Annotated in this window: 12 protein-coding genes and 3 rRNA genes; 11 read left to right on the forward strand and 4 right to left on the reverse strand. The window is 45.5% G+C overall.

Annotation, left to right across the window (positions count from 1 at the left end):
- Positions 1-4: 4 nt before the first annotated feature.
- Positions 5-514 (reverse strand): peptide deformylase, encoded by a 510-nt coding sequence (gene def / locus JN178_RS00110; RefSeq protein WP_202263046.1) that lies wholly within the window; start codon positions 512-514, stop codon positions 5-7.
- Between the two features lie 186 nt (positions 515-700).
- Between def and JN178_RS00115 the strand changes: the two genes are divergently transcribed.
- From JN178_RS00115 to JN178_RS00145, 7 genes are all read left to right on the forward strand, one after another.
- Positions 701-1,804: a LysM peptidoglycan-binding domain-containing protein gene (locus JN178_RS00115; protein ID WP_232369641.1), complete on the forward strand. Its 1,104-nt coding sequence runs from the start codon at positions 701-703 to the stop codon at positions 1,802-1,804.
- Between the two features lie 37 nt (positions 1,805-1,841).
- A complete protein-coding gene (dprA, locus tag JN178_RS00120) occupies positions 1,842-2,945 on the forward strand; it encodes a DNA-processing protein DprA (RefSeq protein WP_232369642.1) in 1,104 nt (367 codons plus the stop codon).
- Position 2,946: 1 nt separating this feature from the next.
- Positions 2,947-3,423, forward strand: coding sequence for a DUF494 family protein (locus JN178_RS00125; protein WP_014947732.1), 477 nt, complete (start codon positions 2,947-2,949; stop codon positions 3,421-3,423).
- 71 nt (positions 3,424-3,494) lie between these two features.
- Positions 3,495-4,037, forward strand: coding sequence for a DNA topoisomerase family protein (locus JN178_RS00130; protein WP_202263048.1), 543 nt, complete (start codon positions 3,495-3,497; stop codon positions 4,035-4,037).
- A gap of 23 nt (positions 4,038-4,060) precedes the next feature.
- The gene (locus JN178_RS00135) at positions 4,061-4,660 is read left to right on the forward strand and encodes a Sua5/YciO/YrdC/YwlC family protein (RefSeq protein WP_202263049.1); all 600 of its coding nucleotides are present in this window, start codon (positions 4,061-4,063) and stop codon (positions 4,658-4,660) included.
- Positions 4,657-5,589: an oxygen-dependent coproporphyrinogen oxidase gene (hemF, locus tag JN178_RS00140; protein ID WP_202263050.1), complete on the forward strand. Its 933-nt coding sequence runs from the start codon at positions 4,657-4,659 to the stop codon at positions 5,587-5,589. The genes JN178_RS00135 and hemF overlap by 4 nt, the downstream gene beginning before the upstream one ends.
- A gap of 192 nt (positions 5,590-5,781) precedes the next feature.
- Positions 5,782-6,456 carry an OmpW family outer membrane protein gene (locus tag JN178_RS00145; RefSeq protein WP_202263051.1) on the forward strand — a complete coding sequence of 225 codons (675 nt, stop codon included), beginning with the start codon at positions 5,782-5,784 and terminating at the stop codon, positions 6,454-6,456.
- A gap of 90 nt (positions 6,457-6,546) precedes the next feature.
- Here the strand turns inward: JN178_RS00145 and JN178_RS00150 are convergent, their stop codons facing one another.
- Complete coding sequence (locus JN178_RS00150; protein ID WP_202263052.1) at positions 6,547-6,975, reverse strand: group II truncated hemoglobin; 429 nt, start codon at positions 6,973-6,975, stop codon at positions 6,547-6,549.
- Here JN178_RS00150 and aroE point away from each other — a divergent pair.
- Positions 6,974-7,798 (forward strand): shikimate dehydrogenase, encoded by an 825-nt coding sequence (gene aroE, locus JN178_RS00155; RefSeq protein WP_202263053.1) that lies wholly within the window; start codon positions 6,974-6,976, stop codon positions 7,796-7,798. The two genes, JN178_RS00150 and aroE, sit on opposite strands and share 2 nt — an antisense overlap.
- 86 nt (positions 7,799-7,884) lie before the next feature.
- Here the strand turns inward: aroE and JN178_RS00160 are convergent, their stop codons facing one another.
- On the reverse strand, positions 7,885-8,418 hold the full coding sequence (locus tag JN178_RS00160) for a gamma carbonic anhydrase family protein (protein ID WP_202263054.1): 534 nt from the start codon (positions 8,416-8,418) through the stop codon (positions 7,885-7,887).
- Positions 8,419-9,026: 608 nt separating this feature from the next.
- Here JN178_RS00160 and JN178_RS00165 point away from each other — a divergent pair.
- From JN178_RS00165 to rrf, 3 genes are all read left to right on the forward strand, one after another.
- Positions 9,027-10,559: ribosomal RNA gene (locus JN178_RS00165) — 16S ribosomal RNA — on the forward strand.
- 273 nt (positions 10,560-10,832) lie between these two features.
- Positions 10,833-13,706: ribosomal RNA gene (locus JN178_RS00170) — 23S ribosomal RNA — on the forward strand.
- A gap of 136 nt (positions 13,707-13,842) precedes the next feature.
- Positions 13,843-13,958: ribosomal RNA gene (rrf, locus tag JN178_RS00175) — 5S ribosomal RNA — on the forward strand.
- Together the 16S, 23S and 5S rRNA genes form the textbook arrangement of a ribosomal RNA operon.
- A gap of 136 nt (positions 13,959-14,094) precedes the next feature.
- Here rrf and JN178_RS00180 read toward each other — a convergent pair.
- Complete coding sequence (locus tag JN178_RS00180) at positions 14,095-14,949, reverse strand: DUF2785 domain-containing protein (protein WP_202263055.1); 855 nt, start codon at positions 14,947-14,949, stop codon at positions 14,095-14,097.
- Between the last annotated feature and the right edge of the window lie 55 nt (positions 14,950-15,004).

The following is a 15,004-nucleotide window of genomic DNA, read 5'->3' on the forward strand; positions in this document are numbered from 1 at the left end:
GTCCTTACGCTTTAGCGGCTAAACGTGCTTCTTTTTCAAGCTTCTTACGAATGCGTTGGCGCTTTAAAGGAGACAGGTAATCAATAAAAAGCTTACCCTTTAGGTGGTCTAATTCGTGCTGAATACAAATGGCGAGTAAGCCCTCTGCATCAAGCTCGAATGTTTCTCCATCTGCATCAAGTGCTTTAACGGTAATTGACTCAGCGCGTTCTACTTTGGCGTAATTGCCTGGTACAGATAAACAGCCCTCTTCGCTGATAGTCACCCCATCTTTGCGAATAATTTCAGGGTTAATGAATACGCGTGGCTCGCTTTGATCTTCTGATACATCCATGACTACAACTTGTACGTGACGATCGACTTGCGTCGCCGCTAGGCCAATACCATTTTCATCTTTCATGGTTTCAAACATGTCAGATACGAGCTGCTTAATTTCGTCATTCACTTCTTCGACCGGCTTAGCTACCGTACGAAGACGTTCATCAGGAAAACTTAATACGTCTAAAATTGCCATTTCTCGCTTACTTCACCTTTTCGCTGTATAAATTCATATACGATCTAATTGCCAGCACACTTTACAGTGCCTATTAAGTTACTATTCTAACGTATATCACGTGCTTTCGTGCAGTTTTTTGCCGAATGCCTATAACAATACGTATAGATGCCGATATAGTGCTATTGTCTGAAAAAGCAACAATGTATGGCAGTGAATATTTTGCAGGTGGTTAATTTGAAAAAGCGATTAAACAACTCTTGTCGAATGATTATTTTAGCCATATGCGCGATGCTGTCTTTACCCGCGTTGTCATTGCAGCTAAAAGAAAGTGCGCCACAGACGTACACAGTGAAAAAAGGTGATACCTTGTGGGGTATTGCGAATGTGTTTCTTGACCAACCGTGGTTGTGGCCAGAATTATGGCGAACCAATACTCAAATCAACAACCCTCACCTTATTTACCCTGGTGATGTCATCACAGTGGGCTTTGTAGACGGTGAGCCAGTATTGACGCTACAGCGTGAAAAGCCTTCTTTGCGACTTTCCCCACAAACGAATAAACGCGTTAAGCCATCGCCGATTGATGTATTGGCATGGGAAGCCATTGCTCCATTTATCAGACAGCATACATTTCTTGATGAAGGCAACTACGAAATTCTGCCTAAACTGCTGGGCAATCAAGATGGTAATGTTCGTTTCGCCTCTGATGATTTCGTTTTAGGTCAGACGCAGTTCAGTACCAACAGTCAGTATCAAGTAGTAAGAAAGCAAGATACGATCAAAAACTTACACGGTGAAATACTCGGTGTTCAGGTCACTCACATTTCTACTGCGTCAGTTATTCCTGAAGGACAGACTGAAAATGCCATGCTGCTGCATATTGACGATGCCAATCAAGAGGCAAAGCGCGGTGACAAACTTCTGGAAGGCGGTTTTGAATACCCAGATAGCTTAACGCTCATGCCTGCCACATCACAGCGTGGCAGAGTAGTAGGCGACCTCCATGATCACGACCTACTAGGTAAGTATGACGTTGTTATTATTGATCTAGGTACTGCAGATGTTGTTCCAGGAACAGTGATGGGGTTGTATGTTCAAGGACCTGCAATTATTGACGACGAAGAGCCTCGTTACGTTAATGAGCCCGGCGTGAGTGGCGGCGGTGAATGGTTTATGGATACCGTTTCGCAGCCAGCGATGAAAGTTGGCGAAGTCATCATATTTAAAACGTTTGATACGGCCAGCTATGGTTTGATTACACGGGCAAGCAAAGGGGTAACCAAGGGCTTTATAGCCGCTAACCCGTAATCAAGTTACAGGCATTGCCGTAATGTTAGGAGCGGCAGTGCAATCAATATTACTTTCTTCTCAAGAGCAAGCCTGGCTTCATATGGCCTCTGCTCAGCGTGTTGCTAGCAAGCAATGGCTAGAGGCACTTGATCATTATCAATGCTCAGCGTTAGCACTGCTTACCGATTTACCTAATGTGTCGGTTGAGTTAGATGAGCTAAAAGCGGCTATAGCACCTCGATTAGTAGAAAAAGCGATTAATTGGGCCTGCAGTAATCCTGCGCACCATTTAGTTTATTTTGGTTCTTCTTTTTATCCTGATGCACTTAAACAACTAGTCAGTCCACCTTTGGTACTTTTTGTTATTGGTGAGCCTGAGCTACTAAAAAAACCGCAAGTGGCTATTGTGGGAAGCCGTAGAGCGAGTAATGCAGGAAAAACTACTGCTCAAGAGTTTGCGCAGGGGCTCTCTGCCGTTGGAATAACGGTAACAAGTGGTTTAGCAACAGGCATAGACAGTGCTGCTCATCGCGGCGGGCTAACGGGAAATGGGCGTACCATTGCCGTAATGGGAACAGGGCCAGATGTAATATATCCGTCAAAGAATAAAGCACTTGTAAATAGTATTGTTGATGCTGGGGGCGCTATTATTTCTGAATTCTTTCCCGGACAAGGCCCTAAGCCATGGCACTTTCCTAGACGAAATAGGATTATTGCCGCACTAAGTATGGGCACTGTGGTGGTAGAAGCAAAAATAAAGAGTGGTACCTTGATAACTGCTAATTTGGCCGCAGATCTAGGCAAAGAGGTATTTGCGGTGCCAGGAAGCATTTTCCACGCTTACACCGAAGGTTGCCATTGGTTAATCCAACAGGGGGCCAAATTAGTAACTAAAGTAAATGATATTTTCGACGAATTCGCGATTGAGCCTCAGCAGTTGAGCTTAGGCGTAGACGTCGAAAAACAAAAAAGTGAAGTGAATAGCTTGGCAACCGATAAATTATTAGCTAGTGTGGATTATGACATCACCGCTATTGATGTTATAGCCCAGCGCAATGCTGTTACTGTCGATAAAGTAATGGCGTCATTATTAGAATATGAATTGCGTGGTTTGGTAGCCGCTGTCCCTGGGGGCTACGTTAAATTGAGGGGAAAATAACATGTTCGATATCCTCATGTATCTGTTCGAAAACTTCATACATAGTGAAACTGAAATTCGCGTCGACCAAGACGAGTTGACCGAAGAGCTTGTGCGCGCAGGGTTTCATCATGATGAAATTTACAAAGCCCTCGCATGGCTAGAGAAACTGGCTGCATTACAAGAAACGGATATAAAGCCTTATTTTTGTAAAGGCATTAGTACCAGTTTGAGCCGTATCTACACCCATGAAGAACAAATGCGTTTAGACGTAGAATGTCGCGGTTTTCTGATGTTTTTAGAGCAAGTAAATGTGCTTGATGCATCAACTCGTGAGATGGTGATCGACCGTGTAATGGAAATCGACTCTAACGAATTCTGTCTGGAAGATTTGAAATGGGTTGTGCTAATGGTGCTATTTAACGTGCCGGGTAAAGAGAAAGCCTACGCGCAAATGGAAGATTTACTGTTCGAAGAGCCTGATGGCGTATTGCATTAAATTAAAATCTGCCATCGCGCTTTTTGTGTTTAACTAAGTGCGCTGCCAATGGTAGTGCGCTTAAGGTTCTTATGTCGAAAATAGACCATTCTTTGTTCTCCGCTCACGAGCATGCACTAGAGGATAACTTTGGTGATTGTCCTGATTGTGGTAAACCGCTGCATATTAAAAATAGTAAATCGGGTCCGTTTATTGGCTGCACGGGGTATCCAGATTGTCACTTTAGCAAACCGCTTCACGATAAACAAACCACGCTTTTAAAAACACTGGATGGTGTGCCTTGCCCGGAATGTAAAGGGGCATTGGCTATAAAGAAAGGGCGGTTTGGTATGTTTATTGGCTGTACCAACTTTCCTGATTGCCACTACATTGCTCCAATTAAACAACAAGAAGACACGCTTGTTGACTGCCCCAAATGTAAGAAAGGGCATTTAATATCGCGTACCAACAAGTATGGAAAACAGTTTTTTGCATGTAACCATTATCCCCAATGTCGTTATGTGCTAAATTTCACGCCTGTGAACGAAGCCTGTCCGGAATGTGGATGGGGAGTGTTGATTGATAAAAAAGGGCAAGTTCAATGCCCACAACCTTCCTGTGGCTTTAAGAAATAACCTGCGCGAAAGCTGAGAAGAACATGTCTGAATTCCACAATGGGAATGCAATTGGCTCTGCATCGGATGATGTGAAAGAAAGCGACCCGATTGTCGCTGCCTTCAACGAAGGAAAATTACTGGTTTATCCCACAGAAGCGGTCATGGGTATAGGGTGCGACCCTGATAATGAAACTGCTGTAAACGCATTATTGGAACTTAAGCAACGTCCAGTAGAAAAGGGCGTTATCTTAATTGCAGCCAATTATAGTCAGCTTTTACCTTACGTTAATGATAATGCGATTAGGCCAGACAGACGTACTGATATTTTTTCTAGTTGGCCTGGCCCTAATACGTGGTTACTACCAAAATCGGCAACTGCACCGCAGTGGATTACTGGGCAGCATGACAAAATAGCCGTTAGGGTAACCAATCATCCAGTGGTTGTGGCACTTTGCACAAAATTAGGTAAACCTTTGGTGTCAACCAGTGCCAATCTCACAGGACAATCTCCCGCTATAACACTAGAGCAAGCTAAAGCTGTGTTTGCAGAATCCGTGACGTATGTTGAGGGCGAAGTTGGCGGTGCTACTAAACCCAGTGTAATACGAGATGGCGATACAGCAGAGGTAATACGCCCATGATATCAACAGAGCTACTAGACGGAAAAAACGCAGAAGATGTTATTGCACAGGTAAAAGCTTATCTACTCAACTTGCAAGATACTATTTGCCAAACATTAGAGCTTGCCGACGGAAAAGGCCAGTTTGTCGAAGATAGCTGGCAGCGTGAAGAGGGAGGCGGCGGTCGCTCGCGTGTACTTAAAAACGGTGCGGTTATCGAGCAAGGCGGCGTCAATTTCTCACATGTCTTTGGTAGTCAAATGCCTGCATCCGCAACGGCAAACCGACCAGAGCTAGCAGGCCGTAATTTCCAGGCGATGGGGGTGTCTCTCGTTATTCATCCACATAACCCTTACATTCCTACTTCACATGCAAACGTACGCTTTTTTATTGCGGAGAAAGAGGGAGAGGCGCCTATTTGGTGGTTCGGTGGTGGTTTTGACCTAACGCCCTTTTATCCATTTAAAGAAGATGTTGTGCATTGGCATGATACAGCTAAGAAACTCTGCAAGCCGTTTGGTGAAGAGGTCTATCCAAAATACAAAAAGTGGTGTGACGATTACTTTTATCTGAAGCATCGAAATGAAACGCGTGGTGTTGGCGGTCTTTTCTTTGACGATCTCAATGAGTGGGGGTTCGATCAATCGTTTGCGTTTATGCAAGCCGTGGGTAATGGCTATATTGATGCCTATGTCCCTATCGTGGAGCGCAGAAAACAAACCCCCTACGGCGAACGGGAGCGTGACTTTCAGCTGTATCGTCGTGGCCGCTACGTAGAGTTTAACTTGGTGTTTGATAGAGGCACTTTGTTTGGTTTGCAAACTGGTGGTAGGACAGAGTCAATTCTTATGTCGATGCCGCCGCTGGCGCGATGGGAGTATTGTTATACACCTGCACCAGGTAGTGCAGAAGCCAAACTGGTTGATTGGCTTAAACCAACACAGTGGTAACTCGCGCAATAATAGTTAATCAATATGCCAGAAACGCCGCAACATAATCATTGCGGCGTTTCTTTTTGATCTATATCAACTTGTATTAGTGTCAGTGTTTCAGTTACTTATGAACTTTGCGCTGGATCAACATTTCACTTCATCAAAAGCGTACAGTGGCGTCATCTTATTTAAACACACGAGAGACACACCATGCGTAAACACACTCTTTCAGCAATTTGCCTTACACTCGCAGCACTTTCTCCACTAGCTAGCGCTCACCAGCAAGGTGACTGGGTTGTGCGCGGCGGCCTAACTACCGTTGCCCCAGATGAGTCATCATCAAATATTATTGCTGGTGGTACTGACCTAGGTGTTGCATTAACGGTTGATAACAATACGCAATTTGGTATTAATGTGGCGTACTTCCTAACAGACAACATCAACCTTGAGTTGTTAGCTGCTACACCTTTCAAACACGATGTGAACTTCTCTGTTTCCGATCCGTTGGGTACGGGTACTCAATTGGGTGAAGTAACTCACTTGCCACCTTCTCTTACTGCAAACTATTACTTCAACGACGCGAGCTCTGCTTTTCAGCCTTATATCGGTGCTGGTATCAACTACACAATCTTCTTTGATGAAGAGTTCACTAATGCGAATGCTGGTGCGGGCCTAAGCGATTTGTCGCTAGACAACTCTTTTGGACTTACAGCACAAGTTGGAATGGACTACATTGTAGATAAAAAATGGCACGTGAATGCCTCAGTACGTTTTATTGATATCGATACCGACGCTACTTTCAAAGTGGGTGAAGCAGATGGTGTAGTGAGTGATATTGAAATCGACCCTTGGGTTTACACTATTTCAGTGGGCTATACGTTCTAGTATCTAATCGCACTACTTATGCGCCATTAAGAGCGTGAACAGTAACAGGGGACTTGCGCGCCAAGAGAGTAATCTCGACAGCGCGCTTTTTTATTTGCTATTAATCATATGCTCTGCAAGTTGATCTAGCGCTTGCAGCAATTGTTGAGCAAGTGCCATATCGTCGGCGGTCTGAAACATCGCCTTGCGCATACAATACATCCACTGGTCTTTAAGCACAGGTGTCACAGTAAAGGGTAAGTGTCTGGCACGAAGGCGCGGATGGCCAAACTGTTGCTGAAAGTCATCGGGACCGCCTAACCACAGGCTTAAATACAAAAAGAATACATGTCGAATTCTGTCGAGTGGTTGTGGATGAATAGCCAATAGTTCTTTAGCCATAGGATCGGTTTCCATAATGTCATAGAACGTATTGGAAAGTGCTCTTACTTTCTCTTCTCCACCTATTCGATAATATGGTGTACTCTTTTTAACATCTTCGCTTTTCTGTTTTGTTTTAAATAAGTCTCGTATTCCCATGAAAAAATTCGCTGTATTCGGAAATCCTATAGCTCAGAGTTTATCACCAACTATTCATCAAATGTTTGCACAACAGGTAGGCGAAGAGATTTCTTATGAAAAAATTCTGGCGCCTGAAGATGGTTTTGTCGACGCAGCGTCAGCATTTCTAGCCCAAGATGCTGCAATTGGATGCAATGTTACTATGCCGTTCAAATTAGACGCCTATAACTTTGCTCAGGTTGAAGACGCTGCCGCGAATGATGCGAAGGCCGTAAATACGCTGATGAAGACAGCAGATGGAAAGGTTAATGGTTTTAATACCGACGGTATTGGTTTAGTGAATGATTTACTTAATAACGGTGTAGTACTAAAAGGTAAACACGTTTTACTGCTAGGTGCGGGTGGTGCGGCACGAGGTGTTATCTCTCCGTTGTTTGAGGCCGGTATCGCGAAACTGACTATTGCTAATAGAACGCTAAGCCGTGCAGAGCAGGTGGCCAGTGAAAGTAGTTACAATGAAATAGCGGTAATGACGCTTGAGGACGTAGCGTCGATAACACCACACGTAATCATTAATTCTACTGCAGCAAGTTTAAACGGCGAACTTCCATGCAATATAAATGCGGCGTCCTTAAGTGAGTGTGAAGCGGTGTATGACATGGTTTATAAAAATTCACCAACACCTTTTATGCAAGAAGCAACAAAATTGGGAGTAGCGCAAAGTCTAGATGGGTTAGGTATGTTAGTTGAACAGGCCGCAGCAGCATTTACTATTTGGACAGGCAAAAAACCAAATACTGCCCAGGTAGTAGATAAAGTACGAGAACTGATAAAGATCTAGTGGCACGGTTCTTTGGTCGGGATATAGACCAGCTGCGCCACTGATTAAACACTCTTATAGACAAATAGCGTAATGAATGTAGAGGATTAGGCGTCTTCTAAATATTCGTCTTTTAAGTTAACGTAGTTAATTGCAGACTGTTTTAGAAAGGCCATTTCGCTTTCTTTTAGAGGACGTTTCTTTTGCATTGGGTTGCCTACATAAAGGTATCCACTTTCAAGACGCTTATTGGGAGGGACTAATGTACCTGCACCGATGAACACATCATCTTCTACAATAACGCCGTCCATAATAATAGCGCCCATACCAACCAGTATCCGACTGCCAAGCTCACAACCGTGTAGCATGCATTTATGACCTACCGTCACATCTTCACCAATAATTAATGGAAAGCCTTCGGGGTTTTGTGCTGATTTACGAGTAACGTGCAGCACGCTACCGTCTTGTACATTACTACGGGCACCTATTCTGATTTTGTTTACATCGCCTCTTGCCGCAACAAGGGGCCAAATGCTTGCGTCATCGCCTAATACTACATCACCTGCAATCACAGCTGACGGATCGACATAGCAGTTAGCACCAAGAGATGGGGTTATAGATTTATAGGTACGTAGGGTCAAAGTATGATTCCTTTTCTATTGATACTTTATTAGTTCTACTATTTTAGGTATCGAAAAATGAATGAGTAATAGTAATGACAATTACTTTACCACGCCAATTGCGTTATTTAAGAATACAGGTGTACTTAATCTCTATATGTTTATTACAAACAAAGGAGAGCATGATTAGGTGATAATAAATAGCGTAGATCGCTAGATGGTCCATAGTGAAACGATAAAATAGTCTGTTTGCTGAGCGAAGTGGGGCTTTATTGAGCAAACAAACGCAATATGACACTTTTTTTAAAATAAGTGTTGACGTGGGCGCTCAATTCCCTAAAATGCGCATCCGCTTCGGGGGGAAAGCAAAACAGCAAGCCTCTTGAAGTAAGTCTCTACTACCTACATAGGCCAGTAAAGACGGGAGTTTAGAAGTAACGCTTCAGAAAATAAATTTTCAAAAAGTGTTGACAACGAAAACTTCCAGCGTATAATGCGCACCTCACTCGAACAGGGTGAGTCACTAAGAAGCAACGCTTCTAGTGAATGTTCTTTAAAAATTTAGACAAGACAATCTGTGTGGGCACTCGTTAAGAGTGTCACAACGACGATTCATATTTCGATATATTTAATTGAAGAGTTTGATCATGGCTCAGATTGAACGCTGGCGGCAGGCCTAACACATGCAAGTCGAACGGTAACAGGATGTGCTTGCACATCGCTGACGAGTGGCGGACGGGTGAGTAATGCTTGGGAACTTGCCTTTGCGAGGGGGATAACAGTTGGAAACGACTGCTAATACCGCATAATGTCTTCGGACCAAACGGGGCTTCGGCTCCGGCGCAAAGAGAGGCCCAAGTGAGATTAGCTAGTTGGTGAGGTAAAGGCTCACCAAGGCGACGATCTCTAGCTGTTCTGAGAGGAAGATCAGCCACACTGGGACTGAGACACGGCCCAGACTCCTACGGGAGGCAGCAGTGGGGAATATTGCACAATGGGGGAAACCCTGATGCAGCCATGCCGCGTGTGTGAAGAAGGCCTTCGGGTTGTAAAGCACTTTCAGTTGTGAGGAAAAGTTAGTAGTTAATACCTGCTAGCCGTGACGTTAACAACAGAAGAAGCACCGGCTAACTCCGTGCCAGCAGCCGCGGTAATACGGAGGGTGCGAGCGTTAATCGGAATTACTGGGCGTAAAGCGCACGCAGGCGGTTTGTTAAGCTAGATGTGAAAGCCCCGGGCTCAACCTGGGATGGTCATTTAGAACTGGCAGACTAGAGTCTTGGAGAGGGGAGTGGAATTCCAGGTGTAGCGGTGAAATGCGTAGATATCTGGAGGAACATCAGTGGCGAAGGCGACTCCCTGGCCAAAGACTGACGCTCATGTGCGAAAGTGTGGGTAGCGAACAGGATTAGATACCCTGGTAGTCCACACCGTAAACGCTGTCTACTAGCTGTGTGTGATTTTAAATCGTGCGTAGCGAAGCTAACGCGCTAAGTAGACCGCCTGGGGAGTACGGCCGCAAGGTTAAAACTCAAATGAATTGACGGGGGCCCGCACAAGCGGTGGAGCATGTGGTTTAATTCGATGCAACGCGAAGAACCTTACCTACACTTGACATGCAGAGAACTTTCTAGAGATAGATTGGTGCCTTCGGGAACTCTGACACAGGTGCTGCATGGCTGTCGTCAGCTCGTGTCGTGAGATGTTGGGTTAAGTCCCGCAACGAGCGCAACCCTTGTCCTTAGTTGCCAGCATTAAGTTGGGCACTCTAAGGAGACTGCCGGTGACAAACCGGAGGAAGGTGGGGACGACGTCAAGTCATCATGGCCCTTACGTGTAGGGCTACACACGTGCTACAATGGCATTTACAGAGGGAAGCGAGACAGTGATGTGGAGCGGACCCCTTAAAGAATGTCGTAGTCCGGATTGGAGTCTGCAACTCGACTCCATGAAGTCGGAATCGCTAGTAATCGCAGGTCAGAATACTGCGGTGAATACGTTCCCGGGCCTTGTACACACCGCCCGTCACACCATGGGAGTGGGATGCAAAAGAAGTAGTTAGTCTAACCTTCGGGAGGACGATTACCACTTTGTGTTTCATGACTGGGGTGAAGTCGTAACAAGGTAACCCTAGGGGAACCTGGGGTTGGATCACCTCCTTACCATTACGTCGAAAGACGCCTTGATGCAGTGCCTACACAGATAGTCTTGTTTTTATTGAACAAAACTTATGTTCTTTAACAATTTGGAAAGCTGATATTAATAGTAATCAATCAAAATTGAGTAACTGAGAAATCGAAAGATGACTTTTTACTCTACTTGACTGAATTGCTTGTTATCAATCGATGATTTGATAGCAAGGCAATTCTTCCGATTAGCTTGTCATTCATGCGACATAACTCAGGCAGAAGTCAAAAGGCTGTTTGGGGTTGTATGGTTAAGTGACGAAGCGTATACGGTGGATGCCTTGGCAGTTAGAGGCGATGAAGGACGTGTAAGTCTGCGAAAAGCTGTGGTGAGCCGACAAAATGCATTTGAGCCACAGATGTCCGAATGGGGAAACCCACCTATTTATAGGTATCGTTACATGAATACATAGTGTAACGAGGCGAACGAGGGGAACTGAAACATCTAAGTACCCTTAGGAAAAGAAATCAACCGAGATTCCCCTAGTAGCGGCGAGCGAACGGGGAGCAGCCCTTAAGCTGTTTAGAATTTAGTGGAATCCTTTGGGAAGAGGAGCGATACAGGGTGATAGCCCCGTACACGACGGATTCTTTACAGTGAAATCGAGTAGGTCGGGACACGTGTTATCTTGACTGAATATGGGGGGACCATCCTCCAAGGCTAAATACTCCTAACTGACCGATAGTGAACCAGTACCGTGAGGGAAAGGCGAAAAGAACCCCTGTGAGGGGAGTGAAATAGAACCTGAAACCGTATACGTACAAGCAGTGGGAGCCCTTCGGGGTGACTGCGTACCTTTTGTATAATGGGTCAGCGACTTATATTTAGTAGCAAGGTTAAGTGAATAACGGAGCCGTAGCGAAAGCGAGTGTTAACTGCGCGTTTAGTTGCTAGGTATAGACCCGAAACCCGGTGATCTAGCCATGGGCAGGTTGAAGGTTGAGTAACATCAACTGGAGGACCGAACCCACTAACGTTGAAAAGTTAGGGGATGACCTGTGGCTGGGGGTGAAAGGCCAATCAAACCGGGAGATAGCTGGTTCTCCCCGAAATCTATTTAGGTAGAGCCTCGGACGAATTCCATTGGGGGTAGAGCACTGTTAAGGCTAGGGGGTCATCCCGACTTACCAACCCTTTGCAAACTCCGAATACCAATGAGAACTATCCGGGAGACACACGGCGGGTGCTAACGTCCGTCGTGGAGAGGGAAACAACCCAGACCGCCAGCTAAGGTCCCAAAATATTGCTAAGTGGGAAACGATGTGGGAAGGCATAGACAGCTAGGAGGTTGGCTTAGAAGCAGCCACCCTTTAAAGAAAGCGTAATAGCTCACTAGTCGAGTCGGCCTGCGCGGAAGATGTAACGGGGCTAAGCAATATACCGAAGCTGCGGCAGCATGTTTACATGCTGGGTAGGGGAGCGTTGTGTAAGTGGATGAAGGTGAGTTGTAAAGCTTGCTGGACATATCACAAGTGCGAATGCTGACATGAGTAACGATAATGGGAGTGAAAAACTCCCACGCCGGAAGACCAAGGTTTCCTGTCCCATGCTAATCAGGGCAGGGTAAGTCGGCCCCTAAGGCGAGGCAGAAATGCGTAGTCGATGGGAAACGGGTTAATATTCCCGTACTTATATAATCAGTGATGGAGGGACGGAGAAGGCTAGGCAAGCTTGGCGTTGGTTGTCCAAGTGAAAGCGAGTAGGCCGAGAACTTAGGTAAATCCGGGTTCTTAAAGCTGAGACGCGAGACGAGCTACTACGGTAGTGAAGTTGTTGATGCCCTGCTTCCAGGAAAAGCTTCTAAACTTATGATTATGTGAACCGTACCCCAAACCGACACAGGTGGTCAGGTAGAGAATACTAAGGCGCTTGAGAGAACTCGGGTGAAGGAACTCGGCAAAATTGTACCGTAACTTCGGGAGAAGGTACGCCCCTGTTTGTGAACGCCTTGCGCGGTAAGCAGATGGGGGCCGCAGTGACCAGGTGGCTGGGACTGTTTATTAAAAACACAGCACTCTGCAAACTCGTAAGAGGACGTATAGGGTGTGACACCTGCCCGGTGCCGGAAGGTTAATTGATGGGGTTAGCGTATGCGAAGCTCTTGATCGAAGCCCCGGTAAACGGCGGCCGTAACTATAACGGTCCTAAGGTAGCGAAATTCCTTGTCGGGTAAGTTCCGACCTGCACGAATGGTGTAACCATGGCCACGCTGTCTCCACCCGAGACTCAGTGAAATTGAAATCGCAGTGAAGATGCTGTGTACCCGCACCTAGACGGAAAGACCCCGTGAACCTTTACTACAGCTTGGCACTGAACATTGAACCTACATGTGTAGGATAGGTGGGAGGCTTTGAAGCACAGTCGCTAGATTGTGTGGAGCCGTCCTTGAAATACCACCCTTGTATGTTTGATGTTCTAACATTGGCCCCTTATCGGGGTTGTGGACAGTGTCTGGTGGGTAGTTTGACTGGGGCGGTCTCCTCCCAAATAGTAACGGAGGAGCACGAAGGTTAGCTAATCACGGTCGGACATCGTGAGGTTAGTGCAATGGCATAAGCTAGCTTAACTGCGAGACAGACACGTCGAGCAGGTACGAAAGTAGGTCATAGTGATCCGGTGGTTCTGTATGGAAGGGCCATCGCTCAACGGATAAAAGGTACTCCGGGGATAACAGGCTGATACCGCCCAAGAGTTCATATCGACGGCGGTGTTTGGCACCTCGATGTCGGCTCATCACATCCTGGGGCTGAAGTCGGTCCCAAGGGTATGGCTGTTCGCCATTTAAAGTGGTACGCGAGCTGGGTTTAGAACGTCGTGAGACAGTTCGGTCCCTATCTGGTGTGGGCGTTGGATGATTGATGGGAGCTGCTCCTAGTACGAGAGGACCGGAGTGGACGAACCGCTGGTGTTCGGGTTGTCATGCCAATGGCATTGCCCGGTAGCTATGTTCGGAACGGATAACCGCTGAAAGCATCTAAGCGGGAAGCCGGCCCAAAGATGAGTCATCCCTGAACTTTAAGTTCTGGAAGGGTTGTTATAGACGATGACGTTGATAGGCAGGGTGTGGAAGCGTTGTAAGGCGTTAAGCTAACCTGTACTAATTGCCCGAGAGGCTTAACCATACAACGCCCAAGAAGCTTTAAGCTTTTGAGTGTTGTAGACAAGCTAAGCTCTGAAAAATGAGCAGAAAGTAGAGTGAAAAGACAGTTACTCACTGATTGAATTGATATCCAGTTTTCTAGATTGTTACCAGTTTTTCCTGGCAGCCATAGCGATGCGGTACCACCTGACTCCATTCCGAACTCAGAAGTGAAACGTATTAGCGCCGATGGTAGTGTGGGGCTTCCCCATGTGAGAGTAGGACACTGCCAGGTCCCAATTCCGAAAAGCCCTTGTCGTAAGACAAGGGCTTTTTTTGTGCCTGTTTGAAAGCATCAAAGAAGTAGCCAACAACTGAGTGTACTCCTTGCGCAAAAGCCACCAAACTGCGTATCATGATTTTTCACCACATCACCTAATTGCTTTTAAATGCAAAAGTGCTTGTTCATTTATTGCTTTAAGCTTTGGATTCTCTGCATCGCTTGTCCATAGCAATAACCTGTTAAAAAAGCTTTGGGTATTGTGAAGCGCGGCCAACCCTTCATTGTTACCATAAGCATCCTGCCACGTAGCTTTAGGAGGCTTAGCTGCATCAGTAAGCCATAATTTCCAATAATCTGATGTAAGCGACTCTCTAAGCATAAGATATACAGTAGCTCGCACTAATCTGTCGGGTTCACCGTAATGATAAAAGTGTGTTGATGATGGATTAATAGCTTGCTGTATCGCCGTAGACAGTGCTTGAAGAGAATCTGTATCTATAGCATCGTTGAGTGATAGTTGTAGTACTAAATCAGCGGCGTGCGCTATTTGATGAATATACCCAACTCGCTCATCAAATCCAGTGTAATTCTCTACATCGGTTAACGCTTTAATGGCTATGCTAACTAATTTTTCTCGCTCTACTTTACTTAAGAAAGGCGTTATTCTATCAACGCGTGCAACTTCAGCGAGTGCCAAGATAAGAAATGATGTGTGATACGCTTCTTTATTAGGTTTACTAAGTTCGTCTAGCAGTGTTTCGTAAACCCCCCTGACATCTTGTGCTGATAATTCACCACTTCGTAACGTGTTACTGATCTCTGTAAAGGCTATACCATCTCTTACTTTTGGTAGTTCAGAAGCTAAACAACTAATTTTTTCATTTAATGTTAGATTTTGAACGGCGTTATCTTTATCGAGAAAATCTTTAGTAATCGGACACGCCGCATATGCCCCTTGAGAAAGGTAAATGCCAGTAGCCATTGCGAGTATTTTAAATTTCATAACGTAGCGCTTTGAAGATTCTTAGTATATCTACACTACGTAATTTAAATGCAGA

The sequence above is a fragment of the Alteromonas sp. KC3 genome, assembly GCF_016756315.1.
Classification (GTDB): Bacteria; Pseudomonadota; Gammaproteobacteria; order Enterobacterales; family Alteromonadaceae; genus Alteromonas.